Consider the following 19604-nt stretch of genomic DNA (forward strand, 5'->3'; position numbering starts at 1 on the left):
AGCGGTGGATGGCAAGCTGACTGACAGCGGTGCTTGAAGCACGTGTGGGAGCCTAAGCTGCCATCCACCTCTCCACTCTGGTTATTGAGCCCGAACAGTTGAACGAGCCGACCTCGAACAGTTACAAGCGTGGGCCCCGCCAGAGCGCTCTCACTTTTGAGTGTAAGAGGGTTTGGCCATGTTTGCAGGCATCGATGTTTCAAAAGACGATCTTGAAGCGCAGCTCGATTCCCAAGCTGAGGAGATGAGCTGCTCCAACACAGCGGCCGGTTTTTCACGGCTGATTCGTTGGCTGAAGAGTCACCACGTTAGTCGTGTGGTGCTGGAGGCGACGGGCGGTTACGAGCGCCAGGTCATGAAAGCACTTCAGGCGGCAGATTTGGAAGTTGTGAGGATTAACCCCAGCCGGGCCAGGAGCTTTGCCCGAGCGTTGGGGTTGCAAGCTAAAACCGACCCAATAGACGCAAAGCTTCTTGCCCATTTCGCGGCCACTATCAAGCCCCCAAAAAGCCAGCCTACTAGCCCTGAACAAGACGACTTACGAGCCTTGGTGCACCAGCGCGAGAACTTTGTTCAGCAGCGAAGCGACGATGAGCGTCGTGTCAAAACGGCCTCTTCTGATGCTGTTAAAAACCTGCTGAAAAGCCATATCGATTACCTGGCCAAAGTCATAGCGTCAGTTGATATACAGATTCGCCAAAGCGTTGAAAACCTTAATAAAAAAGGGTTTCACAATTGTGCTCGGTCAAAGGAATAGGGCTTATTACCGCTGCTAGCTTGATGGCCTACCTGCCTGAGTTGGGCAGCGTTGGGCGTCGTGAGATCGCCGCACTCTCGGGCCTTGCTCCGTATAACAACGACAGTGGCAAGCACAAAGGTAAGCGCTATATCTGCGGTGGGAGGTTCTCGGTCCGACGCTCGCTCTACATGGCGTGCTGGTCCGTCATTCGCTTTCAGCCTGAATTCAACGCGCGATATAAAGCTCTGCGTGATAAAGGAAAATGCGCAAAAGTAGCGCTTATCGCCTGCATGCGAGTGTTGTTGATACGCCTGAATGCAATGATCCGAGACGGCTCGGAGTGGAGCGATTGCGTAGCGTAATCAACTACGCGATCACTAGTGGAGTAGTACACGGCATAGGCTGTGGGCGGCTGTGTGGCTGCCGTAATGATGTTTTTTAATAAACTGCCAAGACAGTTGCTCCCACATTTGAACCGGTTTCGGCCAGTTAGACTTGGGCGGTACGCAGTTTTTCGCTACGGCCACGCAGCCATTCCAGGGTCAGCAACAGCAGCACCGAGAAGGCAATCAGCAAGGTCGCGGCGGCGGCAATGGTCGGACTGAGGTTCTCGCGAATCCCGCTGAACATCTGCCGCGGCAACGTCGCCTGCTCAGGCCCGGCCAGAAACAGCGTCACCACCACTTCGTCAAACGAGGTGGCAAAGGCAAACAACGCCCCGGAAATCACCCCCGGCGCAATCAGCGGCAAGGTCACCCGGCGAAACGCGGTCAACGGCGATGCCCCCAGGCTGGCCGCCGCCCGCACCAGGTTATGGTTGAACCCCTGCAACGTCGCCGACACGGTGATGATCACAAACGGCACGCCCAGCACCGCATGCACCACGATCAGCGAGAAGAAACTGTTACCCAACCCCAGCGGCGCAAAGAACAGGTAACTGGCCACGCCGATAATCACCACCGGCACCACCATCGGCGAAATCACCAGGGCCATCACCAGCGCCTTGCCGGGGAAGTTGCCGCGCGTCAGGCCAATCGCCGCCAGCGTGCCAAACACCATGGCCAGCACCGTGGCCGCCGGGGCGACGATGATGCTGTTCTTCAGCGCCCGCATCCATTCGGCCGAGGCGAAGAAGTCCTGGTACCAATGCAGCGAGAAGCCTTGCAGCGGGTACACGAGGAAACTGCCGCTGTTGAACGACAGCGGGATGATCACCAGCACCGGCAATATCAGGAACAGCAGAATCAAGCCGCAGAGAATCCGCAAGCTGTAGAACCACACCCGCTCAACGGGCGACATATAAGGGCTCAGCATCGCAAGGTCTCCTCAGCTCAGGCGCAGGCGGCTGGCGCCCACCAGCCGGTTGTAGATCAGGTACAGCACCACGGTGGCCAGCAGCAGCAAGCCGCCCAACGCCGTGGCCATGCCCCAGTTGATACTGGTGTTGGTGTAGAAGGCCACGAAGTAGCTGACCATCTGGTCGTTCGGGCTGCCCAGCAAGGCCGGGGTGATGTAGTAACCAATTGCCAGGATGAACACCAACAGGCAACCGGCGCCGACGCCAGCGTAGGTCTGCGGGAAGTACACGCGCCAGAAGCTGGCGAACGGATGGCAACCCAGGGAAATCGCGGCGCGCATGTAGGTCGGCGAGATGCCTTTCATCACGCTGTAGATCGGCAGGATCATGAACGGCAGCAGGATGTGCACCATGGAGATGTACACGCCGGTGCGGTTGAACACCAACTCCAGCGGTTTATCGATCAGGCCCATACCCAGCAGCGCACTGTTGATCAGCCCGCCCGATTGCAGCAACACGATCCACGCCGCCACCCGCACCAGGATCGAGGTCCAGAACGGCAGCAGCACAAGGATCATCAGCAGGTTGCTCTTACGCGCCGGCAAGTTGGCCAGCAGGTACGCCAGCGGATAGGCCAGCAGCAGGCAGATCGCGGTGATGACCAGGCCCATCCAGAAAGTGCGGGCGAAGATGTCCAGGTAGATCGCCTGGTCCGGCGTGGCCGGGGCCACTTCGCCGAGGTCGTCGATGCGGTGATCGACGGCCGCCAGCAGATAGAACGGCGTCAGGCTGCTGGTATTGCGCCGGATCGCCTGCCAGTACGCCGGGTCGCCCCAGCGTTCGTCGAGGCTTTCCAACGCTTCTTTATAAGAGGCCGGCGCTTCGGTAAACGGCAGCGCCCGCGCGGTTTTGGTCAGCAGGCTGCGATAGCCGGCCAGTTCCATGTTCAAGCGTTTGGACAAGTCGCCCAACGTCTGGTTTTTGCGCGCCTCGCCCAGGTCCTCACTGAGGGCCTGATACACCGGCTCGCCCGGCAGGCCGCGACCGTCCCAGGCCGTGACCGCCACCACGGTACGCGGCAAGCCGCCCACCACTTCCGGGTTGCCGACGCTCTTGAACAGCAGCGCAACGATCGGCACCAGGAACACCAGCAGCAAAAACAGCACCAGCGGCGCAATCAAGGCCTGGGCCTTCCAGCGGTTGACCCGCTCGGCACGCGCCAGGCGCTGCTTGAGGGTGGGGCTGTTGACCTCGTTCGAGGGAACGGCGATGGCCATGGCTAACTCCGGGAAATCTATAGTAGATGCCCTGTGAACCGGGCTTTCTGTGGGAGCCGGGCTTGCCCGCGATGGCATCGACTCGGTACATCAGATGCACCGAGGTGTCTGCATCGCAGGCAAGCCAGCTCCCACACAGGCCTGCTTTCACAGGGATTTAGTCGGTGTTACTTGGCAGCCCAGGAGTTGAAGCGCTGCTCCAGCTGCTCGCCGTTGTCCGCCCAGAAGCTCACGTCGATCTGCACCTGGTTGGCGATGTTTTCCGGGGTGGTCGGCATATCCTTGAGGATGTCCTTGGCCAGCAACGGTACGGCTTGGGTGTTGGCCGGGCCGTAGGCGATGTTTTCCGAGTAGGTCTTCTGCTGCTGTGGCTGTACGGAGAAGGCGATGAATTTCTTCGCCGCTTCTGCACGGTCTTTCGCCAAGCCTTTAGGGATGGCCCACGCGTCGAAGTCGTAGATACCGCCGTTCCACACCACCTTCAGGTTGCTTTCTTTCTGCACGGCGGCGATGCGGCCGTTGTACGCCGAGCTCATCACCACGTCACCCGAGGCGAGGTACTGCGGCGGCTGTGCGCCGGCTTCCCACCACTGGATCGATGGTTTGAGTTCGTCGAGTTTCTTGAACGCACGGTCCTGGCCATCTTTGCCGGCCAGCACTTTGTAGACGTCCTTCGGCGCAACGCCGTCGGCCATCAGGGCGAATTCCAGGGTGTACTTGGCGCCTTTACGCAGGCCGCGCTTGCCCGGGAATTTCTTCACGTCCCAGAAATCAGCCCAACTGGTGGGTGCGCTCGCCAGTTTGTCGGCGTTGTAGGCCAACACCGTGGACCACACGAAGAAACCCACGCCGCACGGCTGAATCGCCCCCTTCACGTAATCGGCGGTGTTGCCGAACAGTTTCGGGTCCAGAGGCTCGAACATGTCTTCGTCACAGCCACGGGACAGTTCTGGCGATTCCACTTCCACCAGGTCCCAGGACACGCTCTTGGTGTCGACCATGGCCTTGACCTTGGCCATTTCACCGTTGTACTCGCCAGCGACGATCTTGCCGTTGCCCGCGCTTTCCCACGGCGCATAGAACGCCTTGACCTGTGCCGCCTTGTTCGCGCCGCCAAAGGACACAACGGTCAGGTCCGGGCCGGCCATGGCGTGTGTGGCGCCCAGCAAACCGATCGCCAGCGCCGAATACTTCAAGGATTTCAACATTGTTGTTCTCTCCACGTGCAGGGTTGGTGAAGCCATGGGGGCGATCAATTCGCCTCTAGAAGTGGGTCGAGTGCGCGAACGTGCTCGACTTGCCAGCCAATCGGAACCACGTCGCCGACCGCCAACGCTGGGTCCAGCTCGGCAATCGGTTGTTTCACAAAAAAATCGCTCTTGCCGCAGACTTCCAGGCGCACACGTACGTGGTCGCCCAGGTAGATGAATTCGGCCACACGGCCGGAGAAGCGGTTGACGCAGCTTTCGCTGGAGCCATTCAAGCTGACGCGCTCCGGGCGTACCGACAGGGTCACCGGGCCGCCGATCTGGCCGACGTTGACCGCCAGCGCCTCGACTTTCTCGCCGCGCGCCAGTTCCACCACGCAACGCTCGCCGGTGTGGCTGTGCAGGCGACCATTGAGGCGGTTGTTCTCGCCGATGAAGTTGGCGACGAAGGTGTTCTTTGGCTCTTCGTAGAGGGTGCGCGGCGCGGCGATCTGCTGGATCTCGCCTTGGTGGAACACGGCCACGCGGTCAGACATGGTCAGCGCTTCGCCCTGGTCGTGGGTCACGTACACCACGGTGACGCCGAGGCGCTGGTGCAGGTGCTTGATCTCCATCTGCATGTGTTCGCGCAGTTGCTTGTCGAGGGCGCCGAGGGGTTCGTCCATCAGCACCAGCTGCGGTTCGAACACCAGCGCCCGGGCCAGGGCCACGCGCTGTTGCTGGCCACCGGACAATTGCGCCGGATAACGCTGGGCGAAGGCATCGAGCTGGACCATGCTCAGCACGCGTTTGACCCGCTCGCTGATATCGGTCTTGCTCAAGCCGCGCACCGACAGCGGGAACGCCAGGTTCTCGGCGACGGTCATGTGCGGGAACAGCGCATAGTTCTGGAACACCATGCCGATGTCGCGCTTGTGCGGCGGCACGTTGTTGATGGAACGCCCAGCCAGCTGGATTTCGCCGGCGGTCGGCGTTTCAAAGCCGGCGAGCATCATCAGGCTGGTGGTCTTGCCCGAACCGGAAGGCCCGAGCAAGGTGAGGAACTCGCCCTTGCGAATCTCCAGGTTGAGGTCTTTGACGATCAGGTTCTCGCCGTCGTAGCTCTTCTGCACGCCACGAAAGCTGACCAGGACCTCATTTGAATCCACCTCGCTCATACCCGCACCTTTGTGTTTTGGACTGCTGTGGCACAAGCGTAGTCCAGGCGCGAGGCCCCGGAAATCGGGGGCCGGGAGAGAATTGCATCAGCCGGATGGAAGGCTGGGGGTAGGGATCGCCCTACAGGGATGGCGGGGATGGGACAGTGTGGCCGCAAGGGGTTAGCTGCAAGCGGCAAGAATGGGTTCGGCGGGGTTTTGGCGGTGTCGTTTTTGGGTATGTGGTTAGAGAAGCTTGTGCTCCATGGCGTACTTCACCAGTTCCGCGAGGGAGGTGATGTTGAGCTTTTGCATCAGGCGCGCCTTGTGGGTGCTGATGGTCTTGCTGCTCAGCGCCAGCTGCTGGGCGATGTCATTGACGTTGGCGCCCTGGGCCAGGCGCTCGAACACCGAGAACTCACGCTCCGAGAGCAATGAGTGCAAGGGCCGCGTATCGGTGAGGCCGACTTCAAAGACCATACGGTCCGCCAAATCCGGGTCGATATAACGCCCGCCCGCCGCCACCTTGCGAATCGCCGTGAGCAGCAGCGCCGGATCGCTGTCCTTGGTCGCATAACCTGCGGCGCCGACCTTCAACGCACGCGCGGCCATTTGCGCTTCGTCATGCATCGACAACACCAGAATCGCCGGCGGATTGCTCAGCGCGCGGATCCGCGCAATCGCTTCCAGGCCGTTGACGCCAGGCATCGAGATATCCAGCAACACCACCTCGCACGGCACATGGCGCAAGGTCTCCAGCAACTGTTCACCATTGCTTGCCTCCCCCACCACCAGCAGGTCTTTGGCCAGGCCGATCAATTGCTTGATGCCTTCTCGAACGATGGTGTGGTCTTCGGCTACCAGTACGCGAATCACAGGGACTTCCTCTTAGCGTTATGCATCCAACGGCACCGTGACACTCAGGGTGGTGCCCTCCCCCAACTCGCTGTCCAGGCGCAACTGCCCGCCCATGATCAGCACCCGCTCGCGCATGCCCACCAGGCCAAACGACACCGGGCGGCCCTGGGCCGGGATGAAGCCGACGCCATCGTCGCTGATGGTCAGCCGCAGGTGCGCGCCTTCCACCGCCAGGGTCAGTTCGACAGTATGCGCCTGGGCATGGCGCATCACATTGGTCAGCGCCTCTTGCAGGATACGGAACAGGCCGATGGCCTTGGCATCGCTCAAGGCCGGCAGGTTATCCGGGACCTGCACCAGGCAGGGGATTTGTGTGCGGGCTTCGAAACGCCGCGCCTGCCATTCGATAGCCGAGGCAATGCCCGCGTCGAGAATCGGCGGGCGCAAGGCCGTCGCTACGTCGCGCACCAGCTGGAACAGTTGGGCGATCAGGCGCTTCATGCTGTTCAAGCGCTCGTGCAGGCCAGGGTCCAACTGCGCGTAGGCCAGTTCGCACATGGACGTCTCCAGCTTGAGCACGGTGAGCATCTGCCCCAGTTCGTCGTGGACTTCGCGGGCAATGCGCGCCTTTTCTTCTTCGCGCACGGTTTCCAGGTGGGCGGACAGTTCGCGCAATTGCGCCTCGCTTTGCAGCAAGGCGGCAACGTAGCGGCGGCGCTCGGTCACGTCATTGAGGTAGACCACCAGGTATTCGCCGTCGGCAAAGCGCAAAAAGCTCAGCGACACATCGGCGGGCAAGAGGCTGCCATCGGCACGCCGGCAATCGGTGGCGAAGTTCTGCGGGCCGTCTTCGCTGGCGCGGGCGCGCTTCCACAGGTTGAGCCAGCGGTCCATGTCCAGCGTCGGATCAAGCTCCGCCAGCGGCCGCTCGATCAACGCGCCGGGGCCGTAGCCGAGCATGCTTTCGGCCGCGCGGTTGGCGTAGCGCACGTGGCTGTCCCAGTTGACCCAGAGGATGCCGACGGTGCTTTGGTCGATGGAAAACTGCGTCAGCCGCAACGCTTCGGCGCCCGCTGCGCGCGCGGCGCTTTCTTCCCGTGCGCCGAGCAAACTGTGCTCCAGGCCGTGCAACTGGCGACGCTGCCAGAACACCGCCGCCAGGCTGGCCAGCAGCATTAGGCCGAGTAACAAGCTGAGGTTTTGCCACAGCCCCGGCGACTCCGACAAACGCGGGTATTTGGGTTGCAGCCAGCGGTTGTGCAGTTGGTCGAGGTCACGGGCGGGGATCGCGCGCAACGCGCTTTGCATGATACCGGCCAGTTCCGGCCATTCCCGGCGTGTGGCTACGCGCAGCAATTGCGGCAGGCCGATGTCGCCCACCACGGCCAGCCCGGAAAATTCGGCTTCGCCCGACAAGCGGCTCAATTGCGCCTCATCCACCACGGCGTAGCGCGCCTGCTGGCTGACCAGCAACTGCAACGCCTGGCGTTCCATGGGCACGCCTTGCAGGTTCAGCTTGGGATACGTGCTGCGCAGGTAATCGGCAACGGCACTGGGCATGCGCACGGCGATGCGCGAGAGTTCGTCGAGCTTTTCCAGCTCGACGGCACCGCCACCGTCACGGATGCCGACGATATGCTGGGGCACGCGCATGTACGGGTCGCTGAACAACCACAGGCGCAAACCGGCCGGGGTTTGTTGCAGGCCGGGGGCGATGTCGACCTCACCGTCACGCACGGCTTCTTCCAACTGTTCCTGGGTGGGAAAGTTGCGCCAGCTCAGCTCGATGTTCAGCGCCTTGGCCAGCCACTGCATCAGCTCGACATTGGCCCCCGACAAGCGCTGCAAGCGCCGATCGTATTGCGCGTAGGGCGCCTGCAACACCAGGCCCACCCGCAGCTCCGGGTGCGCGGCCAGCCATTCCCGTTGCCCTGCGTCCAGTTGCGCTGGCGGCACCGCAGGCGCAGAGGTGGCCCCCGCGATCAAGGGAAACCACAAACAGCCGATAACCAGCAGACAGCGAAAACCCATGATCCACGTCTCACATCACTGACAAATACAGACCAACCCATTAGGCTGCTGGAATCTCTTCTGGCCGGAAATCAACGATGCCATCTCGAAACCGTTCAGCAGTGCCAGCATTGTGCCTGTCGTTACTCTTTACCAGCGGCTTTTCTGTGCAGGCCGCCGACACGCCCGCGCCACCCGCCGAAACAGCCGCCATCCGCCAGCCCCTGACCGAACGCGGCCAGGAAGACGCCGCGGCCCTGGAGCGCCAGGTACCACGCGAAGAACAGCAACAATTGCAGGGCGGCAGCGACACCTTCCTGGCCCTGTGGAAGCCGGCCAACAGCGCCGAGCCCGAAGGCGTGGTGATTATCGTACCGGGCGCCGGGGAAAGTGCTGACTGGCCGCAAGCAATCGCACCGCTGCGGCGCAAACTGCCCGACGCCAACTGGGGCACCCTCAGCCTGTCGTTGCCGGACGTGAACCTCGACACCCTGCCGCCGCGCCTGATCGAAGCACCCAAGGCGGCGGTGGATACCAGCAGCAAAGACGGCAGCACCGCCGCCAAGCCCATCGAACAAGCCGCCAGCGCCGAAGCCGAAGGCACCGACCCCGCCGTGGTCGCGGGTGCGGACGAGCAAGACAAGACCGATGCCAAACGCATCTTCGACCGCATCGATGCCGCCGTCGCCTTCGCCCAGACCCAAGGCGCGCGCAGCGTGGTGCTGCTCGGCCATGGCACCGGCGCGTGGTGGGCTGCGCGTTACCTGGAAGAAAAACAACCGGCGCAGGTGCAGAAACTGGTGATGGTTGCGGGCAAGTCGCCAGTGGGTCGCCAGCCGGGCTTGCAGCAACTGGCGCCGACACTGAAAGTGCCGACGGCAGATGCGTTCTATCAAGACACGGCCCAGGAGCGCAAAGCGGCACTGGAGCGTGTGCAGGCGGCCAAGCGTTCGAAGAATGACGGCTACAAGCAGGTTTCGCTGAAGACCGTGCCGGGGAACAGTTCGGCGGAGCAGGAGCAGCTGTATCGGCGGATTCGCGGGTGGTTGAGCCCGCAGGCAAGCGCCGACTGATCCTGACCTGGAAACCCGATCAAAATGTGGGAGCTGGCTTGCCTGCGATGGCGGTGTGTCAGCACCCTATGAGCAAGCTGGCCCACCGCTATCGCAGGCAAGCCAGCTCCCACAGGAGATTGGATTGTCAGTCAGGCGTCGTCGCTGTCAGCGAAAATCCCGGCGCTCGCGAATCAGCGTGTAGGCATTGTGCAATTCACGGGTACGCTCGGTAGCCTCACTTACTTGCGCGGAGCTGGCACCGCTGCCGGCAATCTTGTCCGGGTGGTGGCGGCTAAGCAGGCGGCGGTAGGCGCGCTTGATCACCGCTGGCTCAGTGGTGGCCGTCACGGCAAGCAAGCGCAACGCCTCCTGATAAGACATGCCCCGACTCACCAGCGGCTTGCGCTCCGGTTTGTAGTCAGCGGCCAACGCCTGGAGCTGTTGCGGCGTCCAGCCCAGCCACTTGCCCCACAGCTCGATCAGGTCGCGCTCGGCGTCATCCGCCTTGCCGTCGGCCCACACCATGCGCCAGCACGCACGCAGCACCCCTTCCGCCGCATGGGGCTGGCGCTTGAGCACGCGCAAGTAACTGCGCACGCGGTCTGATCCGGACTTGCCACGGTTGAACGCCGCGATTGCGCGGCGCTGGGCCGGCTCGCTCATGTCCAGCGCACGCATTTCTTGGCGCGCCTGCTGGATATGCCCGTCGACGATGCGGCCATTGCTTTTCGCCAGGCGGCCGAGCAGCACAAACAACAGTTCGTCATTGCGCAACGCCGGGCGCCCGCCAAGGCGCTCGCGCAGCTGCGCCCAACTGTGCAGTTGCAGGCGGCGATCCAGCGCCTGCCCCAACAGCGCACCCAACAAGGCCCCCGGAATGCTGGCAATGGCAAAGCCAGCCCCGGCGCCGATCAGCGTCCCTGGCCACAGCATCTTACTGCTCCGCTGTCAGCAGGGTTTCAACCTGCGCCAGGCGCTCCAGCGTGCCGACATCAATCCAGCGTCCCGCCATGTGTTCCCCCGTTACCAAACCTTTGGCCATCGCCGCCCGCAATAGCGGCGCCAGCTTGAAGGCACCGGCAGTGCAACCCGTGAACAGCTGCGGATCGAGCACTGAAATGCCACTGAAGGTCAGGTTATCGGCACCGGGCGCGGCATCATGAAGCAAACCCTGATCCAGGTAGAAATCGCCGCCCGAGGGGTGATGCGCCGGGTTGTCGACCATCACCAGATGGGCCAGGCCCTGGAGCGGTTGCTTGAGCTGGGTGAAGTCGTAGTCGGTCCAGATATCGCCATTGACCACCAGGAACGGTTCATCCCCCAACAGCGGCAACGCCTGGAAAATCCCGCCACCGGTCTCCAGCGGTTCGCCTTCCGGCGAGTACTGGATGCGCACGCCGAACTGCGAACCGTCGCCCAGGTAGCTTTCGATCTGCTGGCCGAGCCAGGCATGGTTGATCACGATCTCGGTGAAGCCAGCCTTGGCCAGCGCCTCCAGGTGATATTCGATCAACCGTTTGCCGCCGGCCTGCACCAAGGGTTTGGGCGTGTGCAGGGTGAGCGGACGCATCCGCTCACCTTTGCCTGCGGCCAGGATCATGGCCTTCATACGGTGGCCCCGACGGGTTGGCGCAGGCTGGCCAACAGTTCAGCCAGTTCACCCAGCTCAGGGCGCTCGGCCAGCACGGCTTCTATATAAGCAAAGAAACGTGGCACATCGGCCAGGTAACGTGGCTTGCCGTCGCGATGGCAGATACGCGCGAAGATGCCGATGACCTTGAGGTGGCGCTGCACGCCCATCAGGTCGCTGGCACGCAGGAAGTCGTCGAACTCGGCATGCACCGGAATGCCGGTTTGCAGCGCACGCTCCCAGTAGCCGCGCTGCCATTCGCGCACACGGGCCTGGGGCCAACTGAGGAAGGCGTCCTTGAACAGGCAGGTGATGTCGTAGGTCACCGGGCCATAGACCGCATCCTGGAAATCCAGCACGCCGGGGTTCGGCGCGCTGATCATCAGGTTGCGCGGCATGTAGTCGCGGTGCACCAGCACTTTCGGCTGGGCCAGGGCGCTGTCGATCAACAGGTCGCTGGCACGCTGCCAGAGGGCTTGCTGCCGGGCATCCAATTCGACGCCCAGGTGACGGCGCACGTACCACTCGGGAAACAATTCCAGCTCGCGGCGCAGCAAGGCGACGTCATAGCTGGGCAGTGGCGCGTCCATCGGCAACTGCTGGAACGCCAGCAATGCGTCGATGGCGTCGGCGAACAATTGATCGGCGTTTTGCGGGTCAATCACGTCCAGATAGGTTTTTGTGCCCAGGTCATTGAGCAAAAGAAAGCCGCGCGGCAAATCTTCTGCATAAATTTTTGGCACATTTATTCCCGACTTCGCCAGCAAATGAGCGATATCGACGAAGGGTTTGCAGTTTTCCTGGGGGGGTGGCGCGTCCATCACGACGAACGTGCGGGCGCCGCCTTCCCAGCGGAAATAACGCCTGAAACTCGCGTCGCTGCTGGCCGCGGTCAATGTGGCCGGGGGTACGGCACCCCAGTCTTGAGCGTTGAAAAGGATCGGCAGTTGCTCATCCAGCCAGACTTCCAGCTGTTGTAAACGTAGATCTTGGTCGGGCATTACAAGGGTCTCCGACGGCCCTAGCCGTCAAGCGGGTCATGCTTTATTATCACGCATCTTTTTCAGACCATCGAGAGTCGTGCGGCCCACACCGCGGGCAGATGGCACGCAGGAAGCCCGGACTAATAAGATGGCATTGAAATCCCCCGCGTTTCGTAGAAAATTTCCGTTGCTGGTAACCGGCAGTCTGCTGGCCATGCAACCTTTCGCCACCTCATTCGTGGTCGCTGCGGAGCAGTATGACTGTTCCGTCTCCGCTTCGGGTGCCTGGGCTTGCGCGCCAAAGACCGCCGCTGCCCCATTGCCACCGCGCCCCGGTGCATGACGGTGCTGCCGCCAGCTCGGCCAACGACACGGCGCAAGCCGTTGCCGGTGACAACGCCGAGGCCGTGCCGAAGACCGCGCTGGTCACCGACTCCAAGGGCCGTGGCCTGCGCTCGCGCAGCGCCGACTACAGCCACCTGGACTGGGTCCCCCGCGAGAAGCTGACCGCCGCCCAACTGGCCGAAACCGGCCCGTACTGCGGTGGTGCGTACATCGAGCCGACCCGTCCTGGCATGAATGACAAGACGAACAAGAGCGATGCGCCGACCTTCATCGGTGCCAAGGCCTCTCGTTACGAGCAGGAATCCCAAGTCGCAACCCTGGCCGGTGACGTCGTCATGCGCCAGGGCAGCATGCAGCTGGAATCCGAAGAGGCCAGCCTGTACCAGGCTGAAAACCGCGGCGAGCTGAACGGCAACGTTCGCCTGCGCGACAACGGTGCCCTGATCGTGGGTGACCGCGCCGAAGTCCAACTGGACACCGGTGCCGCCCAGATCGACAACGCCGAGTACATCCTGCACAAGTCGCGTATCCGCGGTAACGCGCTGTACGCCAAGCGTGCCGAAAACGCGATCATCCGTCTGAAGGACGGTACGTACACCACCTGCGAGCCAGACAGCAACGCCTGGCAGCTTCGGGGCAACAACATCACGTTGAACCCGGCCACCGGTTTCGGTACGGCCACCAACGCGACGCTGCGGATCAAGAACATCCCGATCCTGTACACCCCGTACATCTACTTCCCGATCGACGACCGTCGTCAATCCGGCTTCCTGCCGCCGAGCTTCAGCACCGGCAGCGAAACCGGCTTCACCCTGGTTACGCCGTACTACTTCAACCTGGCACCGAACTACGATGCCACGTTGTATCCGCAGTACATGACCAAACGCGGCCTGTTGATGGAAGGCGAATTCCGCTACCTCACCAAGTCCAGCGAAGGCCAGTTCGGCGGCGCGTACCTGAACGACGACAGTGACGAGCGCAAGCTGCAGTCCGAATACGAAAAAACCCGCTACATGCTCAATTGGCAGCATAAGGGCGGCTTGGATTCGCGCGTATCGACCCAGGTTGACTACACCCGCATCAGCGATCCGTATTACTTCCAGGACCTCAAGTCCTATCAGGAAGGTGTGGAGAGCCGCGACTTCCTGAACCAACAAGGTTCCGTGGCGTACCGGGGCGACTCCTACCAGGCGCGCTTGAACGTGCAGGCTTATCAGCTTGCGACGATCTCCCAGATCACGCCGTACGACCGTTTGCCGCAGATCACCTTCAATGGGGCACTGCCATACCATCCGGGCGGGCTGAATTTCAGCTACGAGACCGAAGCAGTCCGGTTTGAGCGCAGCCTGGAAAACGGCACCTTTATCAATGAAAACGGCGGCATCGAAAATCGCCTGGATACCTACGTCAAAGGCCTGACCCGTGCAAACGGCACTCGCCTGAACGTAGCGCCAGCGGTTGAATATCCGATGAACTGGACCTACGGCTTCATTACGCCGAAGCTCAAGTACGTTTACACCAAGTACGATCTGGATCTGGATAGCCAGGGCAAGAACGACATCATTACCGCGCAGGCAAATGCAACGGCGACCAACCCGTACGCTGGCGGCACATTCAAAAGCTCCCAAGACCGCGCCGTTCCAATCGCCAGTGTCGACAGCGGCCTGTTCTTCGACCGCAACACCAACTGGTTCGGCAAAGACTATCGCCAGACCCTCGAGCCGCGCGCTTTCTACCTCTACGTCCCGAACAAGGACCAGAGCGATATCCCGGTATTCGACACCAGCGAGTACTCGTTCAACTATGCCTCGCTGTTCCGCGACAACCGCTTCAGCGGTTCCGACCGGATCGGCGACGAGAACAAGCTGTCCCTGGGCGTGACCAGCCGCTGGATCGAAGAGAATGGCTTCGAACGGCAGCGCGTCTCCGTGGGCCAGGCGGTGTACTTCAAGGATCGTGAAGTGCAACTGCCGGGTGTACTGGCCTCTGACCGTGCCGACGCGCAGTCGGACGTGTCGCCAATCGCCCTGGACTACGAGTTCCGCTTCAACCGCGACTGGCGTGCCACGGCCGACTACAACTGGGACACCGAGAGCCACAGCCCTCGTTCTGGCAGCGCGATGTTCCACTACCAGCCGGAAGACAACCCGAACAAGGTCGTCAACCTCGGTTATCGCTATCGCAACGACCAGGTGGTCTACAACCAGATCAGCGGCAAATGGCAGTTCGGTGGTGATTACGGCACGCCAGGCGATCCTAACTTCGTGAAGGATTACTACAAAATCCAGCAACACGATTTCTCGATGATGTGGCCGATCGTTCCGCAGTGGAACCTGATCACCCGCTGGCAGTATGACTATGCCCGCAACCGTACCCTGGAAGCCTTCGGTGGTTTCGAGTACGACAACTGCTGCTGGAAACTGCGCGTCATCAACCGTTACTGGGTTTCCAACGACGAATACAGCCAGATCGCCCCGCTTAACGAAAAGGGTGACCACGGGCTCTTCCTGCAGATCGTCCTCAAAGGACTCGGCGGCCTGACCGGCGCCAAGGTAGAGAGCTTCCTCGACAAAGGCATTGAAGGTTATCGTGAACGTGAAGACCAAGCTTTCTGATTGTCTGCGCCCGCTCGTACTGGGCGCGCTGTTCCTGGGTACCGCATCGGCGCACGCTGCGGTTCAACAGCTGGATAAAGTGGTGGCCATCGTCGATAACGACGTGATCATGCAAAGCCAGCTGGACCAACGCGTCAAGGAAGTTCAGCAAACCATCGCCAAGCGTGGCGGTGGTGTGCCACCGACCAGCGTGCTGGACCAGCAGGTGCTGGAGCGCCTGATCGTCGAGAACCTGCAACTGCAGATCGGCGAGCGTTCGGGCATCCGTATTTCGGATGAAGAACTGAACCAGGCCGTTGGCACCATCGCTCAGCGCAACAACATGAGTATCGATCAGTTCCGCGCCGCCCTGGCTCGCGATGGCCTGTCCTATGAGGACGCCCGTGACCAGATCCGCCGTGAAATGATCATCAGCCGTGTACGTCAGCGCCGTGTGGCCGAGCGGGTGCAGGTCTCCGAGCAGGAAGTGAAGAACTTCCTGGCTTCGGACCTTGGCAAGATGCAGCTTTCCGAAGAACTGCACCTGGCCAACATCCTGATCGGTACACCGGACAGCGCCAACTCCGAGCAGCTCAATGCAGCCGCCGCCAAGACCCAGGCTGTTTACGAACGCCTGAAAGCCGGCGCCGACTTTGCCCAGACTGCAATTGCCGTCTCCAACAGCGACAACGCCCTGGACGGCGGTGACATGGGCTGGCGTAAAGCCGCTCAACTGCCACCTCCGTTCGATCGTGAGCTGAGCGCCATGCAGCCGGGTGAAATCACCCAGCCTGCACGTACGCCAGGCGGTTTCATCATCCTGAAGTTGCTGGAAAAACGCGGCGGCGAGACCTCGCTGAAAGACGAAGTGCATGTTCGTCACATCCTGGTCAAACCAAGCGAAATCCGCACTGAAGCGCAAACCAAGGAACTGGCCCAGAAGATCTATGACCGCATCGAAAGCGGTGAAGACTTCGCCACCCTGGCCAAGAGCTTCTCGGAAGACCCAGGTTCTGCCCTCAATGGCGGCGACCTGAACTGGATCGACCCGAAAGCCCTGGTGCCGGAGTTCCAGGACGTCATGGCCAAGACCCCGCAAGGCGTATTGTCCAAGCCGTTCAAGACCCAATATGGCTGGCACGTGCTGGAAGTCCTTGGCCGTCGCGCCACCGACAACACCAGCCAGGCCCGCGAGCAACAAGCATTGTCCGTACTGCGCAACCGCAAATACGACGAAGAGCTGCAAACCTGGTTGCGTCAGATCCGTGACGAAGCCTACGTAGAAAACAAGCTGCCAGGCGCCGAGCAAACAGGCACCGACCAGGCAGCCCAGTGAAACCCCAGCGTTTCGCGGTAACACCCGGCGAGCCGGCCGGCATTGGTCCAGACCTGTGCCTGCTGCTCGCCTCGCACCCCCAGCCACACCCCCTGATTGCCATTACCAGCCGCGACCTGCTCCTTGAGCGGGCCGCGCAACTGGGCGTGGCGGTCAGTTTGCTGGAGGTGTCGCCCGGCAACTGGCCCGACCTGCCCGCCCCCGCCGGCAGCCTGTATGTGTGGGACACCCCACTGCAAGCCAAGGTGGTGGCCGGACAGCTGGACACCGCCAATGCCGCATTCGTCCTGCAAACACTGACCCGCGCCGGGCAAGGCTGCATCGACGGCGACTTCGCCGGCATGATCACCGCCCCGGTGCACAAAGGCGTGATCAATGAATCTGGCATCGCCTTTTCCGGCCATACCGAATTCCTCGCCGAACTGACCCACACCGAACAAGTCGTCATGATGCTGGCCACCCGTGGCCTGCGCGTCGCCCTGGTGACCACGCACCTGCCGCTGCGTGAGATAGCCGACGCCATTACCGTCGAGCGTGTGGAACGCGTTACGCGCATCCTGCACGCCGACCTGCAACAAAAATTCGGCATCGCCCAACCGCGCATCCTGGTCTGTGGGCTCAACCCCCACGCCGGTGAAGGCGGCCACCTGGGCCATGAAGAAATCGACATCATCGAACCCACCCTGGAGCGTCTGCGCCAAGAAGGCATGGACCTGCGCGGCCCATTGCCTGCGGACACTCTGTTTACCCCCAAATATCTGGAGCACTGCGACGCAGTGCTGGCGATGTACCATGACCAGGGGCTGCCTGTGCTGAAATACAAAGGCTTTGGCGCCGCAGTCAACGTGACACTGGGCCTGCCGATCATCCGCACCTCCGTCGACCATGGCACTGCCCTGGACCTGGCCGGCAGCGGCAAGATCGATACCGGCAGCCTGCACGTGGCCCTGGAAACCGCCTATCAGATGGCCGAGACCCGTATATGACCGAGCATTACCAACACCGGGCGCGCAAGCGCTTCGGGCAAAACTTCCTGCACGACGCGGGCGTGATCGACCGCATCCTGCGCTCCATCCATGCCAAGCCCGAAGACCGCCTGCTGGAAATCGGCCCCGGCCAGGGCGCGCTGACCCAAGGCCTGCTGGCCAGCGGTGGGCAACTGGACGTGGTGGAACTGGACAAGGACCTGATCCCGATCCTCAACCAGCAGTTCGCCGACAAGCCCAACTTCAACCTGCACCAGGGCGATGCGCTGAAGTTCGACTTCAACAGCCTCAATGCCGCGCCCAACAGCCTGCGGGTCGTGGGCAACCTGCCGTACAACATCTCCACGCCGCTGATCTTCCACCTGCTGAACAACGCCGGGATCATTCGCGACATGCACTTCATGCTGCAAAAAGAAGTGGTTGAGCGTTTGGCGGCAGGCCCTGGCGGTGGTGATTGGGGTCGCCTGTCGATCATGGTTCAGTACCACTGCCGCGTCGAACACCTGTTCAACGTCGGCCCGGGCGCATTCAACCCGCCGCCAAAGGTTGATTCGGCCATCGTGCGCCTGGTGCCGCACGCCGTGCTGCCGCATCCGGCCAAGGATCACAAGCTGCTGGAGCGCGTCGTACGCGAAGCCTTCAACCAGCGTCGCAAGACCCTGCGCAACACGCTCAAGGCTTTGCTGAGCAACGCTGAAATCGAAGCCGCCGGCGTCGATGGCAGCTTGCGCCCAGAGCAACTGGACCTGGCGGCGTTCGTGCGCCTGGCCGACCAGCTGGCCATCCAGCCTGCCCCTGCCGCGGACTAAAAGCCTGCCGAGCCTGGGCCAGACAGCATGTCTGGCCTAGTGCCCACCTCTTGGCCTAGACTGATCCGCATCTGCTGTCCTCCGCTTTTGCTTTTAAGGCCTCTTGCATGTCCGATCCTCGCTACCAGATCGACGTCAGCGTCGTCACCCGCTTCCTCGCGGACCAATCGCAACCCGAACACAACCGCTTCGCCTTTGCCTACACCATCACGGTGAAAAACAACGGGCTGGTGCCGGCCAAGCTGCTGTCGCGCCACTGGGTGATCACCGACGGCGACGGCCAGGTCGAGGAAGTGCGCGGCGCAGGCGTGGTTGGCCAGCAGCCGTTGATTGATTGCGGAGCCAGCCACACCTATAGCAGCGGCACGGTGATGACCTCCAAGGTCGGCACCATGCAAGGCTCGTATCAGATGAAAGCCACCGATGGCCAGTTGTTCGATGCCGTTATCGCGCCCTTCCGCCTCGCCGTGCCGGGAGCCCTGCACTGATGGCGACGTACGCGGTCGGCGACCTGCAAGGCTGCCTGGAACCCCTCAAGTGCCTGCTTGAACGTGTGTCCTTCGATCCAACCCGCGACCGCCTGTGGCTGGTCGGTGATCTGGTCAACCGCGGCCCGCAATCCCTCGAAACCTTGCGCTACTTATATAGCCTGCGCGATTCCCTCGTATGCGTCCTGGGCAATCACGACCTGCACCTGCTGGCCGCCGGCAAGAACATCGAGCGCCTGAAAAAGGGCGACACCCTGCGGGAAATCCTCGAAGCGCCGGACAGCGCCGACTTGCTCGACTGGCTGCGCCGCCAGAAGATCATGCACTACGACGAGGCCCGCAACATGGCCCTGGTGCATGCGGGCATCCCGCCGCAGTGGACGCTGAAGAAAGCCCTCAAGTGCGCCGCCGAAGTCGAAAGCGTATTGACTGATGACAACCTGTACACCACCTACCTCGACGGCATGTACGGCAACGAGCCAGTGAAGTGGGACAACGACCTCAAGGGCGTCACGCGCCTGCGGGTCATCACCAACTACTTCACCCGCATGCGTTTCTGCACCGCCGAAGGCAAGCTGGACCTCAAGAGCAAGGAAGGCGCCGATACCGCACTGCCCGGCTACAAACCCTGGTTCGCCCACAAAGACCGCAAGACCCGTGACACGCAGATCATCTTTGGCCACTGGGCCGCCCTTGAAGGCAAGTGCAACGAACCCGGCGTGTTCGCCCTCGACACCGGTTGCGTGTGGGGCGGCGCCATGACCCTGATGAACATCGACACTGGCGAGCGCCACAGTTGCCAGTGCGAAGCCCCCCTTTCCGTTACCCTGCCGGCCGCCAAGCCCTAGGAGCC

General features: G+C 61.9%; 17 protein-coding genes and 1 pseudogene. 9 read left to right on the top strand and 9 right to left on the bottom strand.

Annotation, left to right across the window (positions count from 1 at the left end; genetic code table 11):
- Positions 1 to 178: 178 nt before the first annotated feature.
- The gene (locus tag PSH87_RS25725) at positions 179 to 757 is read left to right on the top strand and encodes a transposase (RefSeq protein ID WP_305431571.1); all 579 of its coding nucleotides are present in this window, start codon (positions 179 to 181) and stop codon (positions 755 to 757) included.
- Between the two features lie 23 nt (positions 758 to 780).
- Positions 781 to 1101 (top strand): transposase, encoded by a 321-nt coding sequence (locus PSH87_RS25730; RefSeq protein WP_305430859.1) that lies wholly within the window; start codon positions 781 to 783, stop codon positions 1099 to 1101.
- A 127-nt stretch (positions 1102 to 1228) separates the two neighbouring features.
- Here the strand turns inward: PSH87_RS25730 and PSH87_RS25735 are convergent, their stop codons facing one another.
- The 6 genes from PSH87_RS25735 to PSH87_RS25760 all read right to left on the bottom strand — a co-directional run bounded on the left by PSH87_RS25735 (position 1229) and on the right by PSH87_RS25760 (position 8546).
- Entirely contained in the window at positions 1229 to 2053 is an 825-nt protein-coding gene (locus PSH87_RS25735) for an ABC transporter permease (RefSeq protein ID WP_017739612.1), read from the bottom strand.
- Between the two features lie 12 nt (positions 2054 to 2065).
- Positions 2066 to 3313 (bottom strand): ABC transporter permease, encoded by a 1248-nt coding sequence (locus tag PSH87_RS25740; RefSeq protein ID WP_017739611.1) that lies wholly within the window; start codon positions 3311 to 3313, stop codon positions 2066 to 2068.
- 167 nt (positions 3314 to 3480) lie between these two features.
- The gene (locus PSH87_RS25745; protein WP_017739610.1) at positions 3481 to 4521 is read right to left on the bottom strand and encodes an ABC transporter substrate-binding protein; all 1041 of its coding nucleotides are present in this window, start codon (positions 4519 to 4521) and stop codon (positions 3481 to 3483) included.
- Positions 4522 to 4565: 44 nt separating this feature from the next.
- A complete protein-coding gene (locus PSH87_RS25750; RefSeq protein WP_017739609.1) occupies positions 4566 to 5678 on the bottom strand; it encodes an ABC transporter ATP-binding protein in 1113 nt (370 codons plus the stop codon).
- A gap of 225 nt (positions 5679 to 5903) precedes the next feature.
- Entirely contained in the window at positions 5904 to 6533 is a 630-nt protein-coding gene (locus PSH87_RS25755; RefSeq protein WP_017739608.1) for a response regulator transcription factor, read from the bottom strand.
- An 18-nt stretch (positions 6534 to 6551) separates the two neighbouring features.
- Entirely contained in the window at positions 6552 to 8546 is a 1995-nt protein-coding gene (locus PSH87_RS25760) for a sensor histidine kinase (RefSeq protein WP_305431574.1), read from the bottom strand.
- 77 nt (positions 8547 to 8623) lie between these two features.
- Here PSH87_RS25760 and PSH87_RS25765 point away from each other — a divergent pair, with 77 nt between their 5' ends.
- Positions 8624 to 9598, top strand: a complete 975-nt coding sequence (locus PSH87_RS25765) for an alpha/beta hydrolase family protein (protein ID WP_305431576.1) — start codon at positions 8624 to 8626, stop codon at positions 9596 to 9598.
- Between the two features lie 147 nt (positions 9599 to 9745).
- Here PSH87_RS25765 and PSH87_RS25770 read toward each other — a convergent pair whose 3' ends face one another.
- Genes PSH87_RS25770 through PSH87_RS25780 form a run of 3 tightly spaced genes read right to left on the bottom strand, consistent with a single transcriptional unit; the run spans position 9746 to position 12211 of the window.
- On the bottom strand, positions 9746 to 10513 hold the full coding sequence (locus PSH87_RS25770; protein WP_305431577.1) for a TerB family tellurite resistance protein: 768 nt from the start codon (positions 10511 to 10513) through the stop codon (positions 9746 to 9748).
- 1 nt (position 10514) lies between these two features.
- The gene (gene murU / locus PSH87_RS25775) at positions 10515 to 11189 is read right to left on the bottom strand and encodes an N-acetylmuramate alpha-1-phosphate uridylyltransferase MurU (protein ID WP_305431579.1); all 675 of its coding nucleotides are present in this window, start codon (positions 11187 to 11189) and stop codon (positions 10515 to 10517) included.
- Positions 11186 to 12211 carry an aminoglycoside phosphotransferase family protein gene (locus PSH87_RS25780; RefSeq protein ID WP_017739500.1) on the bottom strand — a complete coding sequence of 342 codons (1026 nt, stop codon included), beginning with the start codon at positions 12209 to 12211 and terminating at the stop codon, positions 11186 to 11188. Before PSH87_RS25780 ends, murU begins: the two co-directional genes overlap by 4 nt.
- A gap of 130 nt (positions 12212 to 12341) precedes the next feature.
- On the opposite strand from PSH87_RS25780, the pseudogene PSH87_RS25785 reads away from it, so the two are divergent.
- The 6 genes and pseudogenes from PSH87_RS25785 to PSH87_RS25810 all read left to right on the top strand — a co-directional run bounded on the left by PSH87_RS25785 (position 12342) and on the right by PSH87_RS25810 (position 19599).
- Positions 12342 to 15153: pseudogene (locus tag PSH87_RS25785) on the top strand (LPS-assembly protein LptD).
- Positions 15134 to 16468 (top strand): peptidylprolyl isomerase, encoded by a 1335-nt coding sequence (locus tag PSH87_RS25790; protein ID WP_032865261.1) that lies wholly within the window; start codon positions 15134 to 15136, stop codon positions 16466 to 16468. The pseudogene PSH87_RS25785 and the gene PSH87_RS25790 overlap by 20 nt, the downstream one beginning before the upstream one ends.
- Positions 16465 to 17454, top strand: a complete 990-nt coding sequence (gene pdxA / locus PSH87_RS25795; RefSeq protein WP_017739503.1) for a 4-hydroxythreonine-4-phosphate dehydrogenase PdxA — start codon at positions 16465 to 16467, stop codon at positions 17452 to 17454. Before PSH87_RS25790 ends, pdxA begins: the two co-directional genes overlap by 4 nt.
- Positions 17451 to 18263, top strand: coding sequence for a 16S rRNA (adenine(1518)-N(6)/adenine(1519)-N(6))-dimethyltransferase RsmA (rsmA, locus tag PSH87_RS25800; protein WP_017739504.1), 813 nt, complete (start codon positions 17451 to 17453; stop codon positions 18261 to 18263). Before pdxA ends, rsmA begins: the two co-directional genes overlap by 4 nt.
- A gap of 107 nt (positions 18264 to 18370) precedes the next feature.
- A complete protein-coding gene (gene apaG / locus PSH87_RS25805) occupies positions 18371 to 18751 on the top strand; it encodes a Co2+/Mg2+ efflux protein ApaG (RefSeq protein WP_017739505.1) in 381 nt (126 codons plus the stop codon).
- Positions 18751 to 19599, top strand: coding sequence for a symmetrical bis(5'-nucleosyl)-tetraphosphatase (locus PSH87_RS25810; RefSeq protein ID WP_017739506.1), 849 nt, complete (start codon positions 18751 to 18753; stop codon positions 19597 to 19599). The genes apaG and PSH87_RS25810 overlap by 1 nt, the downstream gene beginning before the upstream one ends.
- Positions 19600 to 19604 lie beyond the last annotated feature (5 nt).

It is taken from the genome of Pseudomonas sp. FP453 (assembly GCF_030687495.1).
In the GTDB taxonomy this organism is placed as follows: domain Bacteria; phylum Pseudomonadota; class Gammaproteobacteria; order Pseudomonadales; family Pseudomonadaceae; genus Aquipseudomonas.